We start from the raw sequence: 20,044 nt of genomic DNA, 5'->3' as shown, positions 1-20,044 counted from the left end.
GCGCCCCGGTCTGCCCTATTATCTGAGCTACGATCGAGTCGCGGTGCGAGGAGAAGCGCGGTTATGACTAAGACGATGGTGGAGCTTTCCGGCAGCCAACACCGTAGCCCCGACGGAAAGCGGGTTGGCGCGGTTCCGTCCGATCAGACTATCGAACTCAGCATATATCTGAAGGATCGTGATGCCGATCCGCTTCTCACGCTCTCGCCGAGTGCCTCGGCGACATTGCCACAAGGTTCGCGGGCGGCGATCGCTCTCAAGCGAGAGGTCGAGCATCGCGACGACTTCAAGGCTGTCGCCGACTTTGCCCGCGCGCATGGCCTGAGCATTGTCGAGGAGAATGCGGCGCGGCGCCTCGTCCGTGTCACTGGGCCAGCGGCGAAAGTCGAAGCCGCATTTGGCACGGTTTTAAGCGAGTACGACGTCGGCGGCCGACGTGTACGTGGCCGCGACGGTTCGCTGACGGTGCCAGCAGACATGGCCAATCGGATTGCCGCGGTTCTCGGGCTCGACACGAGCCCGATCGCGACGCCGAAGTTCAAGATTAATGCCAAGCCCAAATCCACTAGCGCCTTTTTTCCGAACGCCGTTGGGCAGGTCTACGGCTTTCCCGCGGGTCGAACCGTCGGCAAGGGACAGTGCATCGGCATCATTGAGCTCGGCGGCGGGTATCTTGACGCGGACACTGCAGCCGCCTTCTCCGCGATGAAACTCCCGGTACCAAAGGTGACGTCTGTCGATGTATCGGGCGGTGCCAATTCGCCCGGCAACCCCAGCGGTGCCGACGGCGAGGTCGCTCTCGACATTCAGGTCGCCGGCGGCGTTGCACCCGGCGCTGCCATTGCGGTCTATTTCGCGCCGAACACATCGCAGGGTTTTGTAGACGCGATCAGCCAAGCGGTACACGATCAGATCAACAAGCCGTCGGTGATCTCGATCAGCTGGGGTTCGGCTGAGGCTAACTGGAGTCAGCAAGCCCTCTCCGCGATGAACACGGCGCTGAAGGACGCTGCGATTCTTGGCATCACCGTCTGTGCCGCATCGGGCGACGGTCTTGCTACCGACGGCCAAAGTGACGGCAAGGTGCATGTCGATTTTCCGGCTTCCGATCCCTACGTGCTCGCTTGCGGGGGCACATTGCTGCACGCGAGTGGCGGCAAACGCACGAGCGAGACGGTTTGGAACTCGAACGGTAGCGGCACAGGCGGCGGCGTCAGCGTAAATTTTGCGAAGCCCGGCTATCAAGCCAATGTTATGGTGCCTGCCGCTGGCGGCCCAAGAGGCGGCCGCGGGGTACCCGACGTTGCGGGCAATGCCGATCCGAACAGCGGCTACATCATCGTCGTCGGTGGCAAAACTGAACAGATCGGAGGGACGAGTGCGGTCGCGCCGCTTTGGGCCGGTCTGTTTGCGAGCATCAACGCAACCCGCCCCACGCCGGTTGGGTTTGCCCATCCACAGCTCTACGGAGATGGGGCAGCGTTTCACGATATCGTATCAGGGACCAATAAAGTGAGCGGCGTCGGTTACAGCGCGGCTAAGGGCTGGGACGCATGTACCGGTCTTGGCTCGCCTGACGCGCAACGGCTTCAGACTTTATTGAAAGGTTAAATATGCCTGCCAGCGCTTCGAGCCTGGGCGGTGACCAGCAAACGTGTCACTTCAATTCCGACGCTGGATCGGCTCGTCAAAGCTGTCCCGACGTGCGGTGAAGTGGCTCCGGGGCCGTGTGTGGACGGCTCTCCGTTGGCAAGGGTTTTCTTGAGCTTCTGCACGTTCGTTGGTCGGTGCGGCCATGTGTTCGACCTGTAGTGCGGCCTTATCATGTGCCGCTGGCCATAATGCCATTCGCGCGTCTCAGGTCCCGATCGTTTGCTCGCACTCGGAAGTGCCGCGGCCCCACTGGGTTTTCCTGATCCGGCGGTATCGACCGGCTTGGTGCATTATCTCGTGTCCGCCCTTTCCAACCTCGTCGGCGCGTCGGTGCGTGCGCCTATTCCTATGTCGCTATGCTCATGCCGCGGCTGTCGCGACGACGGGATCGCGGTAGCGCTCGCCGTTCGTCATCAACGCCCAGATTATGCGTGCCATCTTGTTAGCCAGCGCGACGGCGGCAACCTTCTTCGAACGTCGCGCCAGCAGCTGCAGCACCCACGGTCGCCGGGTACCGTGTCGCTCGGCGGTACGGATCACCGCCATCGACCCGACCACCAGCATCTGGCGCAGGTAGCTGTTGCCCGCCTTCGTGATCCCGCCGAGCCGTTCCTTGCCGCCGCTCGAGTTCTGCTTCGGCACCAGCCCGATCCATGCCGCGAGGTTGCGACCGCTCTTGAACACGGCCGGGTCACCAACCGCCGCGACGAAGGCGCTGGCGATCACCGGGCCGACGCCGGGGATCTCCATCAGCCGGCGACCGACCTCGGTCTCCCGCGCACTCTCCCGGATGCGGCGGTCGTTGTCGAGGATCTGCGACTTCACCACAGCCAGCTGCGCCGCCAGCATCTCGAGGCACAGCCGCGCGTCGGGCGGGACGCGCGCATCGTTCGGGTCCGCGAGCACCGCCAGGAGCTGCTCGATCCCGCCGCGCCCGATGGCGGCAACGATGCCGAACTCCGACAGATGCGCCCGCAGCGCGTTCGACACCTGAGTCCGCTGGCGGCTCAGCATCAGTCGCACCCGATGGAGCATCATCACGCTCTGCTGCTCGGGGGTCTTCACTGCGACGAAGCGCATCGTCGGCCTTGTCACCGCCTCGCAGATCGCTTCGGCATCGGCCGCATCGTTCTTGCCGCGCTTGACGTACGGCTTCACGTACTGCGCTGGCATCAGCTTCACATCGTGCCCCCGCGCAATCAGCTCGCGCGCCCAGTAATGCGAGCTGCTGCACGCCTCGATCCCGATCACGCACGGTGCCAGCTTCTCGAAAAACCCCAGCATCCGACCTCGCGTCAGGCGCTGGCGAACAACCACCTGCCCTGCCCCATCGACCCCATGCACCTGGAACACCGACTTCGCGATATCCAGCCCGATCGTCGCCACAACTGCCTTCGTCATCATCGCTCTCCTTCTGGCTCAACCCGCAGATTATATCGCAGGTCGGGTAGGAGAGCCGTCCACCGCATCATTTGCTGCCTGGCGGCTTTAGGAGTGGTGGCGGCGAAAGCGGACATCGATCCTGCTATGTCGTGGATTCTCTCACATTTTCATCGAACGGCACTCGGGCGTAAGCCGCTACCAGGCCGAGGCTCTCAAATGCGATAATCTCAGCGAGGTGGACCGGATGAATCAAACAAGTCCTCGCCAAGCCGCTTCAAATGTTGAAGACAATCTCACCTCAACGGTAAATTGCCGATGATATGCGGTTTGCCACCTTCTGTTCGCCGACATAACTTGATCGATACTAGCAAGAGTCATCCATGCAACGCGTAGCTGCCGCCATAGCCATGACAATGATGCTCTCGTTGTCCTGCAGCGTTGCAGCAGCGACGGAAGAAATGGCCTCTGGCCTGCAAGCGGCCAACGACGCCGAGGTTCGCGCCTTCCTTGCTGCCGACGCCAAAGGGCTTAGTTCGCTGTGGGACGATACCTTTGTCGTCAACAACCCGCTCGGCAAATTTGTCACCGGTCCTCCGGTTGCAGCAATGGTCACGGTCGGGGTGCTACGCTTCACCTCGCTGACAAGATCGATCGACTACACCCACGCCTACGGGGACATTACCATCTTGGCCGGGACCGAAAATTGCGGATGGGCCGGTAAATTCTCATTGGCGGGTCAAACATCCAAGGTCCGGTTTATTGCGGTCTGGCGGCATTTATATAACGGGAAGTGGCTCGAAGTAGCGCGCCATGCCGATATCGTACCTGATCGCTGAGCGCTTCAAACGGTAAGTCTGTTCGCGCCCTAGGGTATGTATGGGGACGGGTGCAGTCTGTCCGGTCGCGAGCGATAATCGTCGATTAGGTGCCGTCCGTCGGGATGGATAGGCTCGCAACTTCCCACCCTCCCGCGATTTTCGTCGCCGCGCAAACCCAAAAGGCGTCTATTAATGAAAGCCGAAATAAGGAAAAGCTCAGCTGTTGACGACGTTTACGAGATTGCCGTCAGGGTCGCGGAAGAAGAAGCGACGGAGACCCCAGTCTTCCGTGATCGGGCCGTAAACAACCTTTGCCCCGGCGGCGCGAACGGCCGCCTCGGTGGCAGCTAGTGGATTGATCGGGACGGACGAGTCCTGTTGGGGATTCCCGGCGACGGTCGAACGTGCGACGTTGGGGGATGCGCACTGGTATCAGGATCGAGGTCACGGCCTCGGACAAGGCTCGGCTTGAAGCGATTGTCGCGGCGCGCGGCTCCCCGCAAAAGCACGTGTGGCGGGCCAGGATCATTCTCCTGACAGCGGGCGGCCTGGGCACTGTTGCGATCATGGCGGCGACGGGCAAGTCGAAGACCTGCGTGTGGCGCTGGCAGGAGCGCTTCATGGCCGAAGGCGTCGATGGCTTGCTGCGCGACAAGACCCGACCTCCGGGCATCGCGCCGCTCGAGACTGCGCTGGTCGACAAGATCGTGGCGTTGACCCTCGCACCACCCGACCATGAAGCGACGCACTGGACAGTCCGCGCGATGGCCAAGGCGGTCGGCATCGCTGCGTCCTCGGTCGTCAAGATCTGGCACGACCATGGCCTGGCACCGCACCGCTGGCGGAGCTTCAAGCTGTCCAACGACAAGGCTTTTGCCGAGAAGCTGCACGACGTGGTCGGCCTCTACGTCTCGCCGCCGGCGCACGCGATCGTGCTGTCCGTGGACGAGAAGAGCCAGATCCAGGCGCTCGATCGCACCCAGCCGGGGCTGCCGCTCAAGCGCGGCCAGGGTGCGACCATGACCCACGACTACAAGCGCAACGGCACGACGACCTTGTTCGCGGCGTTGAACGTGCTCGACGGCTCGGTGATCGGGCGCAACATGCAGCGCCATCGGCACCAGGAGTTTATCCGCTTCCTGAACACCGTCGAGGCCGAGTTGCCGCCCGACAAGGCCGTCCACGTCATCCTCGACAATTACGCTACCCACAAACAGCCCAAAGTCCGCGCCTGGCTGGCCCGGCATCCGCGCTGGACGTTCCACTTCGTGCCGACGTCGTGTTCGTGGCTCAACGCCGTCGAGGGCTTCTTCGCCAAGCTCACCCGCCGGCGCCTGAAAAACGGCGTCTTCTGCTCCGTTGTCGACCTCCAGGCCGCTATCAACCGCTTCATCAAGGAGCACAATCAGCAGCCCCGACCCTTCGTCTGGCGCGCCGATCCAGACGAAATCATCGCCGCCGTCAGGCGAGGGCACCAAACGTTAGAATCAATCCACTAGATCATCTACGCCGATCGAAATCACGGGCAATTCTGTGCCCAGGCCGCCTCCAGAGGCAGTGTGCAGTTCAATCTTCTGCGTTGCATCGCTGTTCAGAAACGCGATCCAGCCCATATCAAACGTCTGCTCAAGGTCGAACACCTCCTGATAAAACTTTGCCAGCGCCACCGGGTTCGCCACGGTTAGGTTGGCAACAATTCTAGTAACAGCCATCGTCGGCCGCCTTCCTACAAGTTTAGTGGTCATTTTAGCATCTCCCAGCCCACCTAGCTAACGTTCAGGCACGCCAACAAGGCCGTATGTTCAGGTTGATCGTACTCGGTGGATCTGAATGCAGCCATTGAGCGGCAAAGGGGCCGATCGCGGACTGGCTGCTTTGAGACGACCGCAGCTAGATAGCGGACGTTATTTGAGCTCGCTTCTCACGCCGAGAAGACCCAAGATCAGACATGCCGCCTCTGTCCCGCTGCTCTCGACTTCGGTTGTTCGTTCAGCTCCGATGCGGCAGGTCATGACACCAGTTTGTGAGTTGAGATAATCATGCGTCGAATCACTCCTCTCGTAGTCCTGTTGCCAGTCCTGATGGCCGCGGCGTCGGCGCCCGTGCCGATGCCCGGACTCTGGGAGCATACTGTCGTTTATGTGATCGATGAGGTTAACGGCTCCTCGTTCATCGCCGACCAGGCGCAAAGCGTGCTGCCGTCCCCTCCACCCTATCGGGCGTGCTACTCGGCTTCGGATCTGGCGGATCCACGGAGCTTTCTGCTCGCCAGCAACGCCATCCAGTGCCGCTTTTCCGGCTTTGCGATGGCGAACGGGAATATTACCGCAGCCGGCGAGTGCAAGGACAGCCGCTACCCTGCCCTCCGCGTCGACGGCTCAGGTACGTATGGCGCGAACGGCTATGACTTCAGCTTTTCGGGCAAGGCACGGTCCGGCGAAGTGACGGTCGCTTTCCGCGGTCGCGACAGTGGGCGCCGGACTGGAGCATGTCCGGCCGCGGGCGCGGGTCGCTAAAGGGCTTGAATTATCGGCTATCAACAAGTCCGCTCTAGCCGGATTAGATCCCAAAAGCTGATGGACCGCTTGCCACCCCTCAGTCGCTATTGCCGCGGCTTTCGCGGCCCGGCCAGCATCGGGGCCAATAGCCGCCTGACGGCTTTTTGTGTTTAAAATCAAATAGCTGCCACCAGTCTAAAGGCTGCCGATCCTCCGCTCCGCCGCGGCCTTGCCACGCAGCGCGCCAAGCCTGCCCGGCGCCAGCGCCAAGGCGGCATCATAGGCGACCAACGCCTCGCGCGGCTTGCCGACGACGAGGTATAGGTCGCCGAGCTGCTCGCGCGCCGGGACGATCGGCCCCGGTGTGAGCGGGAGCTTTTCGAGTCCATCCTCCTCGTCGGCGGCGGCGGCAGCGTCGCCGGTCGCCGCGAAGCGCCACGCCTGCGCCGATTTGAGCAACGCATCGGTTTGCGCCATCCAATAATCGTCGTTCGCCACCCGCAGCGCTTCGCGGCACGCCGCCAGCCCGGCGATGTCGGCGTCGGCCAAACCCGGCGTGGCGGCGCGCAGCCTGCCCAGCGCGCGCGCCCACCACACGACCGCGGCCACCTGCGGGCCGGAACCGGCGATCGGGGTGAGCTGCGACGCGGTCGCCCAGTCACGGGTCTCGACCGCGAGCCGGACCGGCATCGCATTGCCGGCATAGCCGATCTTGAAGCCGGTGCCGGGCGGCAGCGTCATCGCCCTGAGCGCGGCGACCTCGCGCGCGGCATCGGCGGTCCGGCCGCGCTGGAGATAGGCATAAGTCAGATAGTCCATCGCGTGCAGCGCCTCGCCGACGTCGCCTTGCGCGAGGCCGGCATCACGCGCCGCTATGTTCGACGCGATCGAATTGTCCCACAGACCGAGCCGCGTGAAAATGTGCGACGGCATGTGCAACGCGTGTGGCGCGGATGGCGCGATCTTGGCATAGAGCCGCGCTGCTGGCAGGCCGCGTTGCGCCAGTTCGACACTGTCATACGCGTGGATCAGATAGTGCGGCACACCGGGGTGTCCCGGCTGGCGCTTCCAGATCGGCTCGAGGATATCGGCGGCGTGCTTCTGGCGCACGTGCGTGTGATCGGTCGGCGCTGCCGTCGCGATCAGCGACAGCGCGTAGAACGTCGCGATCTCGTCGTCGGCGGGATAGTCGTGCGCCAGCGTCGCCATCGCATCTGAGTATCGCATCGCGCGGTCAGCTGCTGGAACCGCGCCCGCGTCGGCATAATAAACGCCGAGCGCGGCGATGAGCGCGCGTTCGCGGGGCGTGCCTGTCGTCATCGCCGCCGCCTGCCCGATCTGGGCAACGCCGGCGGCGAGGCCGGGACCGACCGGCACGTCCCAAAGTTGGTGATAGTGGGTCATCGCCCGTCCCCATTGCGCCATCGCACAACCCGGGTCGCGGGCGGCAACATCGGCGAAGCCCGCGTCCGCCTCCTCGTAGGTGAACGAATGCAGCAGCGCGACGGCGCGGTCGAACGCCGGCGTCACCGCCCGTGCGCAGCTCGTTTCGAGATGTGTTGAGACAAGATGCTCGGGTGCCGGATGGTTATGATGCTCTTCCTGCGCGCGGGCAGAAGTCACGAGTGCTAGGGCAATGGGAACAAGGATTATGTATCGTTTCATTCAGCGCCGACCCTAAATTCTTGCAGAGACTGACCGAGCAGGGTCTTTAGGTGAACTCCGCCGAGATGGGGCCGGTTGCTGCCTGTCCGCTTCCCGATTTCTAATCTGGCATAGCTGCCGTCCGATCATAGCAAGCCCAACACGTCGGCCGATGGACTTGATGATGGACGATAGGCGATAAGATCATCGTTCAGAATGCCCTGCCGCGAGTGAGGCATCTAGCGCAGGTGGTAAAGGTCTTTGTGAGGCGGATGCCGGCATAAATGCCGGCGCGGTCGCCAACATGTTCCTGCGCAACGCTGATCGACCCGAGGATCGCCCGCGACAGATCATGTCCGATCGTCGCGGTGTAAATCGCATCGTTCTGGATCGGCAGAATCCGGTCGGTGGTCCAGCGTTGTGTCGTCGTCAGATCGACCACCCACGGCCCGGCCAGATAGTCGCCAGAAACGCTGACGAAGCTGCGCGCTCGCCCCGCAAAGCCTTCGAAGTTGTCGCGCCGGGCCGCTTCGACGTAGAGGTGGAGCTGCGAATAGCGCCCGTCCAACGTGGCGGCGACGCTGCCGTTAAGCGGAATTGCGATATCGCCGCCGACCGTCGTCCAGATTTCTCCCCGCTCCGCCTGATAGCTTTTGCCGTAGCGGATGACGCTCGCCTGAAAAGTCGCCTGCGCTCCGTGACCGACCGGCATATTGAGGATGTCGTAGGTGACCATGACATTTTCGGGCAGGTGCGTGTTGCCGACGCCGCCGTTGCGGTAATGAACAATTCCTTCGTTGTACGGCAGGCTCTCGTGCAGGAAGGTCCTGTCCACGAAGAAGGCCGAAACCGAAAGCTGCTGCCATCCGTGCTCCTCGCTCCCGAAGACGTGGAGCTTCTCGACCCCGATCATCTCGGTAGGTTCGTAGCCGGCCTCTGCTTCCTCGATGAAGTCCGCCGCGAATGGACCCGGGAGCAAGTAATAGGCGCGGCCGAAGTTCTGGACGAACTTGCCGACGCGCCACGTGTCGTACCGCGCGTAAAGCTCGAGCATCTTGCCGCCGACGCGCCGTCCGGCACCCTGATTGATGTAAAGGTCGCTATTGGGGTCGTCGGCCGGGCGGGGCTTGCGCGCCTTGAATTGGAACAGCCCATCGAACGACAGCTTGTCGTTGACATCGACAAGCATGGTCGCGTCAAACCGGAAATAGGGTTGGGGTCCCCGGCTTGGACCAGAAGCGGCGCCAAGACCGGAGTATTCGAGATTGGCCAGTGTCGCGAAGCTGAACTTGGGGAAGTCGCCAACCGGCTCGGCGCCCATGCCGTCGGGAGGCGGCAGGGTGGCCGAGGTCCCAAGCAGAGTCCCAGGGGCCGGCGCTTGAACCTGTGCCGTCACCGGCGAAACGATCAGCGCGGCGGCCAGAATGCCGCCCCACCGATCAACCCGCATGCGGCCCTGCGCCCATGCCGGGCATATCCTTCATCGGTCCCGTCTTCGGATCGAACACCTCGATCTGCGCCATCATGCCTTTGTCCTCATGCTCGAGAATGTGGCAGTGGAACATGAAGCGGCCGACCATAAGCGGGTTGGTGAAGGGGATCCGGATTTTGACCTCGCCGTGGATCGGCACGTCGATCGTATCCTGCAGCCCTTGAAACGGGACAGGCTTGCCGTTGATGCTGAGCACCTCGAAGCCCAGCTGGTGGATATGGAAGACGTGGAGCTCCTGCGACGAGTTGCGGATCGTCCATTCCTCGATCGAACCGAGCGGAACCTTGAGATCGACCCGCATTGGATCGAAGGTCTGGTGATTGATGAAGAACAGGCCAGTGACCGGGTCCTCGGAGAACACGACGAGCCGGTGCGCCGCGATGAGGTTGCCCGGGACCGGCTTTTGGTCCGGCGCATTGATGACGAGCGGGCCAAGCGGTGCGGGTTCGGGCAGCGCCGGATTGCGCGCGACCACGATCTCCGCCAGCGCCTGGCGCGGAAAGCGATCACCCGCCGGGCCGGTCGCGGAGCCTGCCTGGACGAGTTGATAGGCCCCCGCCGCGTCGGCCGTAACAAGCACATCGACTTGCTCGCTTGGCCCAACAATAACTTCGTCGACCGTATGCGGGTGCAGGATTGGGCGAGCATCGCGCCCGACCTCGGTCAGTTTCATGCCCGCTAGGCGCATACGGTAATAGCCGTTCGCCGTCTGCCCGCTGAAGCGCCAGAGCTGCGTCTCGCCGGGCTGCATCGTCAGGAGCGGATCGACCTGCCCGGCTATCGTGTCGATCATTCCGTTGACCGGCTTCGGCACCTTGTTGAGCTTGCCCGAGCTGGATGGCGAAAACTCCTTAAGCGCGAACATGCGCTCGACCAGCGGCTTTGTCGCGGGCACCTCGTCCTGAAAGCCTTCGATGACGAGGGTGCCGCTGAGGCCGCCCATCACCTGATGTTCGGCGAAATCATGTCCGTGGGTGTGGAACCAGTAAACGCCGGGCGGATGATCCTTGGGGATCGGGATGACATAGTCCCACGTCTTGCCCGGTCCGATCATGTACATCGAATTGTCGCCGTGGCCTTGCGGCGACACTCCGAGGCCGTGAAAGGACGTTGGTGACCTGCGGCAGATTGTTGACGAAGTGCATCTTGAGCGTGTCGCCCGGCTTCAGGCGCAGGATCGGGCCGGCGTAGGTGCCGTTAAAGGTCGATCCGTCAATCGTTCGGTCGCCGAGCCGGACGCGGGTTTCCGCAGCCACAATCGTCACCGCGAGCACCCCATTAGCGCTTCGATATTCAAGCGGCGGGCGAAGAGGCTCGGAGACTGTCTCGGGAACCGAAGGCAGGGTCGGCGCCGCGTCGGCTGGCGGCAAGCCCACCCACATGATCGCGGCACTCCCGAGCGCAGCACGGCCCACATCTCGTAACCGAAGCTTCCAAAAGTGGATCATCACCATCCTCAAATGCCAGCTGATATAGCACCTGTTCCCTCGCCTGCCAGCGACCTGCGATAGCGAACTGACTGATCGAACACCCGATATTAGATATCCGTCAAGAAGGGGCCGGAAGCCGCCTGGCAGCTTATGGGCGTCCGACGTGGCAAAGCGGAGTTTCGTTCAGTCACCTCTGTGCGCCGAGAAAACCCAGCAACCGACGAGGCGCTCTAACCCCTTCCCCAACCAACCGTTCATTCAGATCTGCGAGCTTTGGCGCTATTGTGCAACGGGGGTCCTCTTAGATCCTTTCTATCTAGTAGCCGGGTCTTTGCTGGCCAGACTTGGGCGCCCCAGCCGCATCGACTAACGGGGCGAGCGCGGCGCGCAGACGGGCAGCCGTGCGGCGCAACTCGGCCGCTCCGTCACCGCGCCGCCAGCTATCGAACCGGCAGTGGCGACGGCGCGATGTGATCTCTCGTAAAGATGTCGGTCGAGATCGCGATCGTGGCGTCGCTCGATCGAGTACAGCGTGTCGTCGGGGCGGACATCTTCTCGCGGGTCGGTCAGCGCCGCAAGCGGCCCGATCTTGGTGTCAAGTACGATGCTCGCGAGCGAGGCGATCTTCTGCGCGATCAGGTCCTGCGCTGCGGGGTTCGCCAGCAAACGGGCCGCGTCCGCTGGTGTCAAGCGATGCCGGGGAGCCACTTGCGCGGCGGCAGGTGACACTACCGCGAGCAGCGCGAGGGCAAGAGCCAAGGTCTTCATGCGCCATACTCCTACGACGAAGCGACACGTTCACTATCACCTTCTTCGCCCGCGGTCAGCTACCGCCTCTCCACCGCCGATGACATAAGTCTTCGTATGAGAGCTAGCTCTCTCTGCGGGAGTTCCGAGATGGATTTTCGTATGTAAGTTCGCAGCGTAGTCGCTCAGCCCGCCTTGCGACATTTGCCGTCGTCAGCCACGTAATCCGACTGTCGAGCTCGCGGCGACATACAGTCCATGCGCCGTCCCCGGTCCGGACGGCGAAATTGACGACAACCTCAGCCACTCCAAATCCCCCAAAACTTCAGGACTTATTTACCAGAACGCTATCGGATCGATCAAGCAAGGTTGGAGGGTATTCCATTTAGCGCATGCATCAAATTTCGGTCCCGCATCTCCAAAACAGCGTCTTCACGAGCGAAATGCTGAGAGACTTCGCGCGTTTGCAGCCACGACAGCGCCGGATCGAAACTCCGCCGGCATACCGTCCAGGAGCCGTCGCTCGATCGAACGACATAGTCGATAATCTTCTCTGCCATCGCAGGCCTCCAGAATATTAACAGAGTGTTTACGCGACCGACAGATCAAGTCCAAGTCATTTCAAAGCGGTAACTATGATTCTTAAATATATGGTGACCGATTGCATGGCGGTGCAGGTGCCGCAGGGGCCCGACGTCGCGGCTCGATCAGGCGTGTCAGTGGTGTATCCAAGCCATAGCGATCAGACAGGACGAGCGTTACAGTTAATCATCGAGAGTTACTTCATGGCGCGATATAGTTTTCAGGTGCGGACAGGCGATGCCACGCATGCGAACGGCGGAGAAGCGGAGTTCGGCAACCTTTCCGATGCGATCGCAATCGGTCGCTTCACATTAGCCCGGCAGGAACGACGCCAGGCCGACCACGCTTTGAAGCTTTCGGGAAGCGTTTTAGAGATCGTCGACGAGGACGGCGACGTCGTCGCTAGCTTATCGATCGGGGCGGCAACACGGCACTGAAAGCGACCAGAAGTATCTTCGCGTCACAACGGAAGGGCCGAAAGACGTCGGGCAGCTTATCGAGATCCGTAACAGGATAGCTGCCGTAGCGCGGATCAATTAGAGCTTGGCGGTGGCGTATCGTAGCGCACCCGTCACGTCCACACGATAGTTGTCGCATGGACGACGCTTTCCGCGCGTTCGGCAACCACTGTCACGGAGTATGAGCAATGAGCCTATTCGGAACCATCATGGACAAGATTTTCCACCATCCAGCGGCAGCGGCGACTGCACCAGCAGCGACCGCACCGGCGGCATCAGCATCAGCATCATCCCCCGTCAAGGCCGGAGCAATTCCCTCGGCGCCTGCGTCAGCCGCGCCGGTTGATGTCGAGGCGGTGCTGACGGCGATGGCTGCAACACACGGCGGCGGAGGGAATTGGCAGACGTCGATCGTCGATCTGCTCAAGCTCCTCGAACTTGATTCGAGCCTTGATGCACGCAAGGGCTTGGCCAACGAGCTCAAGGTCCATGTCGGAGCCGACGGCACTGCCGACGAAAACATTGCCCTTCACAAAGCGGTGATGATCAAGCTCGCCGAGAATGGCGGAAAAGTACCCGACAGCATGAAATAGAAATAGATAGGGACGGGCCATCGCTGGCCCGTCCCTAAATTACAAAATTACGACGTTGTGAGTCGTGTCTCGGCCCAGTAATTCTGCCGATTAAATGAAGTGACGTACCCTTTTCAGAACCACTGCGAGACTACTTTGCTTTGGCATTGACTGCGGTGTCGGCCAGCTTTGTCGCGAATTCGTCACCACCGTAGATTTCCTTGGTCGCTGCGCTCAGCTTCGACGCCGCGTCTTTCTCGCCGAGCGCCTTGGCATACGCAGCGGCTGTGCCGAAGCCGGCGATGCCGTAGTGCGTCATCCTCTGGTATTGCGCGATCATCTGTGCGTCGAGGACCGGACCCGCCTCGGGAGCGTCCTCGCCGAGGCAGTGCTTGGTCGCTTCGGCAACGAGGCCCTCCATGCCCTTACAATGCTCCTTCTTGACCTTCTCGCCCGCCGCTTCAATCAGCGTCTTGAGGACCTCGGTATGCTTGCCGATGCCATCAACCGCCTTATCGAACATCTGCTTGAGACCAGCGTCGGTCGCCTTGCCGGCCATTTTCTTGACAACCTTGGTCATCTGGTCATTCGCCGACCAGAGATCCTTCATCTCCTCCGCGTACAGATCTTTTAGATCCTCGGGCGCATCTGACATCGTCTGTCTCCTCTTGGTTTCTCGCCGAAGAGCGATTGTGCCGCCACGGGGTTCCAGACCGGTAAGAACGTTTGGCGCATCCCTCGCTGCTATCAAGAGGCGTCAATGCAGACTGCTTTTCTTGGACTTAAGCCTCTGGGATTGTTGGGATGTGCTAAAGTAAGGGGTTCCCCTCGGCTTTAATCGCGAGCCCTCCCGCCGCGAAACCATTCAGTAGTTAAAATCACAAGCCTCATAAGTTTGAACCATCTTGCAAAACAGTAAATAAATCATAAACAATTTTACGCAACGTAACTGATACGAGACTCGTAATTGAGTTAGAAGCGGATGTATACAGCGAATTCTAATGTAAGCCGCTTTGATGAATGGTGCTTGATCTGTGACTTGAATATCGCCATTCACGATAGTCGATTTACTCGGCTGGTCCGTCGATGTCAGCCAATCGCGCAGCGGCTATCGGCCTTGTTTCTTCCTCTGCTTGACAGTAGTGTCAAGCGCCTCGGTGGGGGGCCGAAGATGAGCGATTATCGGGGAAGCTGCCATTGCGGTGATGTTCAGATCATTCTGCGCCATGCGCCCATTGAAGCGACCGAGTGCAATTGCTCGATATGCCGGCGCAACGCTGGGCTTTGGTGCTATTGCCCGCCCGACGCCGTGACCGTTCACGGCGCCGGTATTGCCTACCGGCAAGGCGATTGCGCGCTCGATCTATGGCACTGCCCCACGTGTGGCTGCACGACGCACTGGACACCAACAGACCCAGCGTACGCTCGCATGGGCGTCAACCTCAGGATGTTCGACACCGAAGTTTGGAGCCACCTGCCACGGCGTTTGGTCGACGGGGCTAGCTATTAGCAACGGTCTGCAATGTCTGCTTCCACCCCATAGTCGGCCCGAGCATGGACGAAGTCGGCTGCTGACTGGCATGGGGCCGATAACCGCCCGGCGGCTTTAGGGGTTGAAAAGCAGCAAAGCCGCCGTTCGACCTACGCCAGATACGGCCATGCTGAACCTACCGCGAAGCAGCGACTTCCTCGTCAGCGCGGGGTCCGGCTCGCTGGCGCCAGCAAAGGCCTCGCTTTCAGCTGAATTACGTGCCCACATCTTCAGACCGATGTCTGATCCGGTAAGCGTATTACCTCTCGTATTTGAACGTGCGTTGGTCGCTCAACTCATCGGCCGGTTTGGCACGAACGGAACCTCTAGCCGCTCCTGCCCTGGCTTTAGCGATTGTCGTGCGGCTAGGTTCGGAAGTTGCTTGGACTTTGCTCTTGCATGCGGCCCTGGAGGCATCCACCCAGTAAAAGAGTGCTGGTCAAAGCGGTGGAGAATGTTGTCCCCATTTGTAAACTTAGTCTTTAGGTGCATGATCTTGGGAGCGACCCATTTACGCAGACCCGCGCTGATATCGACGCGGCTATGTGTCACCTCTATCGCGCTAAATGTCGTTTGGCCGAAGCTGATGTCGCCAGCGTAATTACACATGCCAATCGATACCTTCGGAAACAAACCGCCAGTATCGTATTCATGCTGGCTGATAGGAACATTCAGTTGCATCGGACCGGCAATAATTTCTCCATCAACTTTGAACGTAATTTGGCGTGGATCGTTCGGCAAAAATAACACTTCGATCAAACACGGCTTTCGTAACGTATGCTCGGATATTTTCTTGCCGTGAAACGGTGCCGGTGCATGCGGCGGCAGCATGCCTACTCCCGTGCGAATGGCATGCCAGTCACCTTCTTCGCCGGAATATTTAAAAATGCCCGCTTCGACGCGACCGTCCTCGCCATTTTGTAGAGCGCATAGAGAAAAGTAAGCATCAAAATAGTTATATTTATCAGGGTGACCTTGCTGGATCCGGCCGTTTCTGCCGAGTACCATGTCGGCCAATTCCTGCTTATCGTTGACCCGAAAGGTACTGGGCATAGTTAGCTGAGCCCGTATGCCGTAAACGCGCTCCGTGCCAATGAGCGAGACGATCGAGCCATATTCGCCGGCAGACTTTTTTGGCATGCTAAAATCTTCCTGCGGTTACCGCCGTCAGTGAACCCGCCGTCCACATGCTACAATAACGAATTGAGCGGCAGACGTGATCCAGGCAACGCGTAAATTTTGTCTTATAACTGTGCAGCCAGAAAATCGTCTTCGTTTGATTTAGTAGCCTGATTGGGGGCCGATTTCTGCCTGGCCGCTTTCGAAGAACCGGTTGCGATAAGCAGAAGTTCCTCAAGTCGCCCTTCGATCTGTGAGCCGGTCACGCAATAGCGACCAGCGGCGCTGTTGCCTTCGCTTTACAGCGATCGCGAGCGCTTTCCTGGGCCCGACCAGCACGAGAAGTTTCTTGGCTCGGGTGACGGCGGTGTAAATGAGCTCGCGCCCGAGCATCGTGTACGCCTGCATCGTCAGGGGCAGAACAACGACCGGGTACTCCGAGCCTTGCGACTTGTGGATGGTGGTCGCGTAGGCGAGCTGCAAGGCGTCGAGTTCGCCAAAATCAAACACGGTTTCGGTCGTGCCGAACCGCGCGGTCAGCTCGCTCTCGGTGTGGTCGACCCGAACGACGACGCCAAGATCGCCGTTGTAGAGATCGCGCTCGCGGTCGTTGATGATGTGCATGACCTTGTCGCCCGGACCGTAGCGGTGGCCGTACTTCTCGATCGCCTGATCGGTCGGGGGATTGAGACGGGCTTGCAGCAGGGCATTGAGGGCCCGGGCACCGGCGCCGCCGCGCTGCATCGGGCTGAGGATCTGGATGTCGCGCACGGGGTCGAACCCGAACCGCCGCGGGATATGCTTGGCGACAAGATCGACCACCTTATCGGCGACCTCGCCAGGATCGTCGGCATCGACGTAGAAAAAGTCGCCCTCGTCTCGCGCCGTCAGGTCGGGCATCACTCCGTCGTTGATCCGATGGGCGTTGATGATGATCCGGCTCGACGCCGCCTGGCGAAACACTTCGGTCAGCCGGACCACCGGGACCGCGCCGCTGGCGATGATATCCTTGAGCACCTGTCCCGGCCCGACCGAGGGGAGCTGATCGACGTCACCGACGAGGAGCAGCGCCGCCTCGGGGGGGAGCGCCTTGAGCAAAGCGTTCATTAGTGGCACGTCGACCATGCTGGTCTCGTCGACGACCAACAGCTGACACGTCAGAGGATTATCGGCGTTTCGTTTAAAGCCGCCCTCCTTGGGATCGGTCTCGAGCAAACGATGCAAGGTCATGCCGTCCATTCCCGTCGATTCCGACAGCCGCTTAGCGGCGCGACCCGTCGGAGCAGCCAAGGCGATCTCGACCTTCTTCGCCGCGAGAACTTTGAGGATCGAGTTGACGAGGGTGGTCTTGCCGACGCCCGGTCCGCCGGTGATGACACAGACCTTGGACAGCACGGCGAGACGCAGCGCATTAGCTTGTCCGGCCGACAAGGCTAGCCCGGTCTTCTGCTCGACCCAGGGTACCGCCCTGCCCGCATCGATCGCCGACCACGGCAGGCGGCCAGTCTGCAGGCGGAGCAGGCGGTCGGCGATACTCTGCTCGGCGCGGTAGAGCCCGGCGAGGAAGATGACCTCGCAGTCATCGGTCGTTCCAGCGACCACCTCACCAGCGATGAGCTCGACCGCCACGGCTGCCTCGATCAGCTGCGCCGGAATATCGAGAAGCTCCGCGCCCGAGATCGTCAGCTCCTTTCTTGGTAAGCCGCAATGGCCGGCGTCCATCGCCGTGGTCAGCGCATGCGCGACACCGGCTCGGACACGGCGGGGATCATCCTTCGTGTAGCCAAGGCTGCTCGCGATCGCGTCGGCGGTCTTGAAGCCGATGCCGACGATGTCGCGGGCCAGGCGGTATGGATCGGCCTTGATCGTCGCAATCGCCGCTTCGCCGTAGGTCTTGTGGATCCGCACCGCGCGCGCCGAGCTGACGCCGTGACCATAAAGCCAGACGATGATCTCGCGGATCGACCGCTGATCACTCCACCCCCGGATGATTTTCGCCTCGCGCCCGGGACCGATACCGGTCACCTCTCGCAGCCGGGTGGGCTCGCGCTCGATGATGTCGAACACGTTCTGGCCGAACGCCGTCACAAGCTTTTTGGCGTAGACCGGGCCAATGCCCTTGATCATTCCCGAGCCGAGGTACTTCTCGAGCCCCTCGAGCGTCGTCGGGACGGTTGTGCGGATTGTCTCCGCCTTGAACTGGAGCCCGTGTTGGCGGTCGTTGATCCAGATGCCCGTCGCCTCGACATGCTCACCGGCGCCAATCGCGGCGGCGTGCCCAACCATGGTCACGAGGTCGCGCTGTCCACGGGCTTTGACCCTGAGGACGCAGTAGCCAGTCTCGATGCTGTGGAAGGTAATGCGCTCGACCGCACCCGCCAGCTGCTCAGGCGCGCTACGCTGGCTATAAGCTGAAGCGGGGGGCGAAGCGGGCATAACTCTGATATGGCGCGAATCGCCACGATGCAAAGACAGCAGATCGATATGGTGCGATGGGACTGCGAGTAGCTCCTGCCGCCCGCGAGCGCGTCCCGCCCGGGGCTGAGATCATCCGCGTCGAGCGGCTTACTCCGGCATTCATCAAATATCACCTCAACAACGGTCAGACGCTTCATCACTTCCGGCGTGAGGAACCGCGCGCCAATCCGCACGATCACCCATGGGGCTTTGAGACCGAGATCCTGACTGGCGGCTATGTTGAAGAGGTATTCCACGCCCTGCCGGGTGGCGGCTGGAATAGCGAACTGGTGCACCGCGCACCCGGAACTGTCCACCAAATCGAAGCCCGACATATCCACCGCATCGTTGCGCTACCTGCCGGCGACTGCTGGACCCTTGTCAGGGCAGGACCGTCTGAACGTAGCGTGCGTTTCTGGAAATTCGGTGCCACGATAAAATCACGAGCCCATAATCGCCGACGATTTGTCGAACGCCGCAAATAGGAGTGGTTCCCCTTCATGCGCCACCAGAATGGAGCCGATCGCTGCCTGCCTGCTCTTAGGTTCCGAAAGGGATAGCTGCTGTTCGACGCGTTGCGAAACCGGCGGTGGCCTAAGACCCGATCCCGGCTTTCGACTGGTGAGAAATCGGAGGCTGGCGTTCTTGCTATGCAACACTACCGTTAGCGAATGACAGCGGAGTCACTTTTTGCGCCTGCACGAGTTCATTTAACCTATATGTGGCGGCACAATCGCGCATTGCGGTTGCGCGAGCCACAGCTGTTCACGGAATGGGTGCAGCACCGCAAGCTTTTCGATCGCGACGTCAGATTGCCGGTGCTGCTCGACAAGGTGGCGGTCAAGGCGCTGGTCGCTGCCATGCTGGGGGCCGAGTGGATCATCCCGACGCTATGGCAAGGCAACGACCTGCCACACCTAACACCTTGGCCAACGCCATTGGTCGTCAAGCCACGGGGTGGGTGCAACCAGGTAGCGTTCGTTCGCAAGATTGATGACTGGCCAATGGCGAGGCGAATGGCGCGGCGCTGGGCCGGCGCGCGCTACGGCCAGTGGCTAGACGAGTGGGCCTACGGGAAGGTGCCGCGCGGGCTGATTGTGGAGCCGTACATTGGTTCCGATCAGATCCTGCCGATTGACTACAAGTGCTTTGTGTTCGGTGGGCGTGTGGAGTTCGTTCAGGTCCACCTCAACCGCGCGAGCGCGCACCGATGGATTGTAATGGACCGCCGATGGCGACGCGTTTCTCCGGCTACATCTGATCCTGATCCGATTGCGCCCGCGACGCTCGACCGCATCATCATAGCCGCCGAGACGCTAGCGGCTGACTATGATTTTCTCCGCGCTGATTTCTATGAGGTCGATGGCGTTCCCTTATTCGGCGAACTTACAGTCTACCCTGGTTCAGGGCTGCTTCCGGTCGTCCCGCCATCGCTCGATCGCCGGATGGGCGAGTTCTGGAGAGCTGCACGGGCAGCGCCGTGAAACAGCGCCTATCGAGCCGTGGCCTTGCCGAATTCCGCTTTCGAGGCCTGATCGCCGGCGGCGAGAGTGGACTGTTAATAACGGATCAGCGCACCCAAGCAACTGTTGCAGCTAGTGGATTGATCGAGACGGACGAGTCCTGTTGGAGATTCCCGGCGACGGTCGGACGTGCGACG

Annotated in this window: 19 protein-coding genes; 8 read left to right on the top strand and 11 right to left on the bottom strand. The window is 61.1% G+C overall.

The window, feature by feature from the left end:
• The first annotated feature begins 63 nt into the window (after positions 1-63).
• A complete protein-coding gene (locus KZX46_RS00815) occupies positions 64-1,611 on the top strand; it encodes a protease pro-enzyme activation domain-containing protein (protein ID WP_219774088.1) in 1,548 nt (515 codons plus the stop codon).
• A 402-nt stretch (positions 1,612-2,013) separates the two neighbouring features.
• Here KZX46_RS00815 and KZX46_RS00810 read toward each other — a convergent pair whose 3' ends face one another.
• A complete protein-coding gene (locus KZX46_RS00810) occupies positions 2,014-3,054 on the bottom strand; it encodes an IS110 family transposase (RefSeq protein ID WP_219774087.1) in 1,041 nt (346 codons plus the stop codon).
• A gap of 362 nt (positions 3,055-3,416) precedes the next feature.
• Between KZX46_RS00810 and KZX46_RS00805 the strand changes: the two genes are divergently transcribed.
• Positions 3,417-3,872, top strand: coding sequence for a nuclear transport factor 2 family protein (locus KZX46_RS00805; RefSeq protein WP_219774086.1), 456 nt, complete (start codon positions 3,417-3,419; stop codon positions 3,870-3,872).
• Between the two features lie 198 nt (positions 3,873-4,070).
• Here the strand turns inward: KZX46_RS00805 and KZX46_RS00800 are convergent, their stop codons facing one another.
• The gene (locus KZX46_RS00800) at positions 4,071-4,214 is read right to left on the bottom strand and encodes a VOC family protein (RefSeq protein WP_219774206.1); all 144 of its coding nucleotides are present in this window, start codon (positions 4,212-4,214) and stop codon (positions 4,071-4,073) included.
• Positions 4,215-4,273: 59 nt separating this feature from the next.
• Between KZX46_RS00800 and KZX46_RS00795 the strand changes: the two genes are divergently transcribed.
• Positions 4,274-5,353 (top strand): IS630 family transposase, encoded by a 1,080-nt coding sequence (locus tag KZX46_RS00795; RefSeq protein ID WP_219774085.1) that lies wholly within the window; start codon positions 4,274-4,276, stop codon positions 5,351-5,353.
• On the opposite strand, the gene KZX46_RS00790 is transcribed toward KZX46_RS00795, so the two are convergent.
• On the bottom strand, positions 5,342-5,599 hold the full coding sequence (locus tag KZX46_RS00790) for a hypothetical protein (RefSeq protein WP_219774084.1): 258 nt from the start codon (positions 5,597-5,599) through the stop codon (positions 5,342-5,344). The two genes, KZX46_RS00795 and KZX46_RS00790, sit on opposite strands and share 12 nt — an antisense overlap.
• A gap of 336 nt (positions 5,600-5,935) precedes the next feature.
• Here KZX46_RS00790 and KZX46_RS00785 point away from each other — a divergent pair, with 336 nt between their 5' ends.
• Positions 5,936-6,370: a DUF3617 family protein gene (locus KZX46_RS00785; RefSeq protein ID WP_219774083.1), complete on the top strand. Its 435-nt coding sequence runs from the start codon at positions 5,936-5,938 to the stop codon at positions 6,368-6,370.
• 177 nt (positions 6,371-6,547) lie between these two features.
• Here KZX46_RS00785 and KZX46_RS00780 read toward each other — a convergent pair whose 3' ends face one another.
• The 5 genes from KZX46_RS00780 to KZX46_RS00760 form a co-directional block, all read right to left on the bottom strand.
• Entirely contained in the window at positions 6,548-7,882 is a 1,335-nt protein-coding gene (locus KZX46_RS00780) for a hypothetical protein (protein WP_226895873.1), read from the bottom strand.
• Between the two features lie 325 nt (positions 7,883-8,207).
• Positions 8,208-9,446, bottom strand: a complete 1,239-nt coding sequence (locus KZX46_RS00775; protein WP_219774081.1) for a hypothetical protein — start codon at positions 9,444-9,446, stop codon at positions 8,208-8,210.
• Positions 9,436-10,617: a multicopper oxidase family protein gene (locus KZX46_RS00770; RefSeq protein ID WP_255614873.1), complete on the bottom strand. Its 1,182-nt coding sequence runs from the start codon at positions 10,615-10,617 to the stop codon at positions 9,436-9,438. The genes KZX46_RS00775 and KZX46_RS00770 overlap by 11 nt, the downstream gene beginning before the upstream one ends.
• Before the next feature lie 667 nt (positions 10,618-11,284).
• A complete protein-coding gene (locus KZX46_RS00765) occupies positions 11,285-11,686 on the bottom strand; it encodes a hypothetical protein (protein WP_219774079.1) in 402 nt (133 codons plus the stop codon).
• Between the two features lie 338 nt (positions 11,687-12,024).
• Positions 12,025-12,225 carry a hypothetical protein gene (locus tag KZX46_RS00760; RefSeq protein ID WP_219774078.1) on the bottom strand — a complete coding sequence of 67 codons (201 nt, stop codon included), beginning with the start codon at positions 12,223-12,225 and terminating at the stop codon, positions 12,025-12,027.
• Between the two features lie 75 nt (positions 12,226-12,300).
• On the opposite strand from KZX46_RS00760, the gene KZX46_RS00755 reads away from it, so the two are divergent.
• Together KZX46_RS00755 and KZX46_RS00750 are read left to right on the top strand one after the other, a co-directional pair.
• Entirely contained in the window at positions 12,301-12,684 is a 384-nt protein-coding gene (locus tag KZX46_RS00755; RefSeq protein ID WP_219774077.1) for a hypothetical protein, read from the top strand.
• Between the two features lie 209 nt (positions 12,685-12,893).
• Entirely contained in the window at positions 12,894-13,298 is a 405-nt protein-coding gene (locus KZX46_RS00750; protein ID WP_219774076.1) for a DUF3597 domain-containing protein, read from the top strand.
• Between the two features lie 130 nt (positions 13,299-13,428).
• Here the strand turns inward: KZX46_RS00750 and KZX46_RS00745 are convergent, their stop codons facing one another.
• The 3 genes from KZX46_RS00745 to KZX46_RS00735 form a co-directional block, all read right to left on the bottom strand.
• Positions 13,429-13,932, bottom strand: a complete 504-nt coding sequence (locus tag KZX46_RS00745; RefSeq protein ID WP_219774075.1) for a ferritin-like domain-containing protein — start codon at positions 13,930-13,932, stop codon at positions 13,429-13,431.
• Between the two features lie 1,167 nt (positions 13,933-15,099).
• On the bottom strand, positions 15,100-15,948 hold the full coding sequence (locus tag KZX46_RS00740; RefSeq protein ID WP_219774074.1) for a hypothetical protein: 849 nt from the start codon (positions 15,946-15,948) through the stop codon (positions 15,100-15,102).
• A 213-nt stretch (positions 15,949-16,161) separates the two neighbouring features.
• Complete coding sequence (locus tag KZX46_RS00735; RefSeq protein ID WP_219774073.1) at positions 16,162-18,363, bottom strand: ATP-dependent RecD-like DNA helicase; 2,202 nt, start codon at positions 18,361-18,363, stop codon at positions 16,162-16,164.
• Between the two features lie 56 nt (positions 18,364-18,419).
• Here KZX46_RS00735 and KZX46_RS00730 point away from each other — a divergent pair, with 56 nt between their 5' ends.
• Together KZX46_RS00730 and KZX46_RS00725 are read left to right on the top strand one after the other, a co-directional pair.
• Positions 18,420-18,869 (top strand): hypothetical protein, encoded by a 450-nt coding sequence (locus KZX46_RS00730; RefSeq protein WP_219774072.1) that lies wholly within the window; start codon positions 18,420-18,422, stop codon positions 18,867-18,869.
• Positions 18,870-19,130: 261 nt separating this feature from the next.
• Positions 19,131-19,868, top strand: a complete 738-nt coding sequence (locus tag KZX46_RS00725; protein WP_226895872.1) for an ATP-grasp fold amidoligase family protein — start codon at positions 19,131-19,133, stop codon at positions 19,866-19,868.
• The last annotated feature ends 176 nt before the right edge of the window (positions 19,869-20,044 follow it).

It is taken from the genome of Polymorphobacter sp. PAMC 29334 (genome assembly GCF_019431245.1).
GTDB lineage: Bacteria > Pseudomonadota > Alphaproteobacteria > Sphingomonadales > Sphingomonadaceae > Polymorphobacter_B > Polymorphobacter_B megasporae.
This window is presented reverse-complemented; position numbering and strand designations above follow the sequence as displayed.

Coding starts and splice junctions, on each gene's coding strand:
- KZX46_RS00815 (WP_219774088.1), top strand. CDS start 64: ATGACTAAGACGATGGTGGAGCTTTCCGGCAGCCAACACCGTAGCCCC.
- KZX46_RS00810 (WP_219774087.1), bottom strand. CDS start 3,054: ATGACGAAGGCAGTTGTGGCGACGATCGGGCTGGATATCGCGAAGTCG.
- KZX46_RS00805 (WP_219774086.1), top strand. CDS start 3,417: ATGCAACGCGTAGCTGCCGCCATAGCCATGACAATGATGCTCTCGTTG.
- KZX46_RS00795 (WP_219774085.1), top strand. CDS start 4,274: ATGCGCACTGGTATCAGGATCGAGGTCACGGCCTCGGACAAGGCTCGG.
- KZX46_RS00790 (WP_219774084.1), bottom strand. CDS start 5,599: ATGACCACTAAACTTGTAGGAAGGCGGCCGACGATGGCTGTTACTAGA.
- KZX46_RS00785 (WP_219774083.1), top strand. CDS start 5,936: ATGGCCGCGGCGTCGGCGCCCGTGCCGATGCCCGGACTCTGGGAGCAT.
- KZX46_RS00775 (WP_219774081.1), bottom strand. CDS start 9,446: ATGCGGGTTGATCGGTGGGGCGGCATTCTGGCCGCCGCGCTGATCGTT.
- KZX46_RS00765 (WP_219774079.1), bottom strand. CDS start 11,686: ATGAAGACCTTGGCTCTTGCCCTCGCGCTGCTCGCGGTAGTGTCACCT.
- KZX46_RS00760 (WP_219774078.1), bottom strand. CDS start 12,225: ATGGCAGAGAAGATTATCGACTATGTCGTTCGATCGAGCGACGGCTCC.
- KZX46_RS00755 (WP_219774077.1), top strand. CDS start 12,301: ATGATTCTTAAATATATGGTGACCGATTGCATGGCGGTGCAGGTGCCG.
- KZX46_RS00750 (WP_219774076.1), top strand. CDS start 12,894: ATGAGCCTATTCGGAACCATCATGGACAAGATTTTCCACCATCCAGCG.
- KZX46_RS00745 (WP_219774075.1), bottom strand. CDS start 13,932: ATGTCAGATGCGCCCGAGGATCTAAAAGATCTGTACGCGGAGGAGATG.
- KZX46_RS00740 (WP_219774074.1), bottom strand. CDS start 15,948: ATGCCAAAAAAGTCTGCCGGCGAATATGGCTCGATCGTCTCGCTCATT.
- KZX46_RS00735 (WP_219774073.1), bottom strand. CDS start 18,363: ATGCCCGCTTCGCCCCCCGCTTCAGCTTATAGCCAGCGTAGCGCGCCT.
- KZX46_RS00730 (WP_219774072.1), top strand. CDS start 18,420: ATGGGACTGCGAGTAGCTCCTGCCGCCCGCGAGCGCGTCCCGCCCGGG.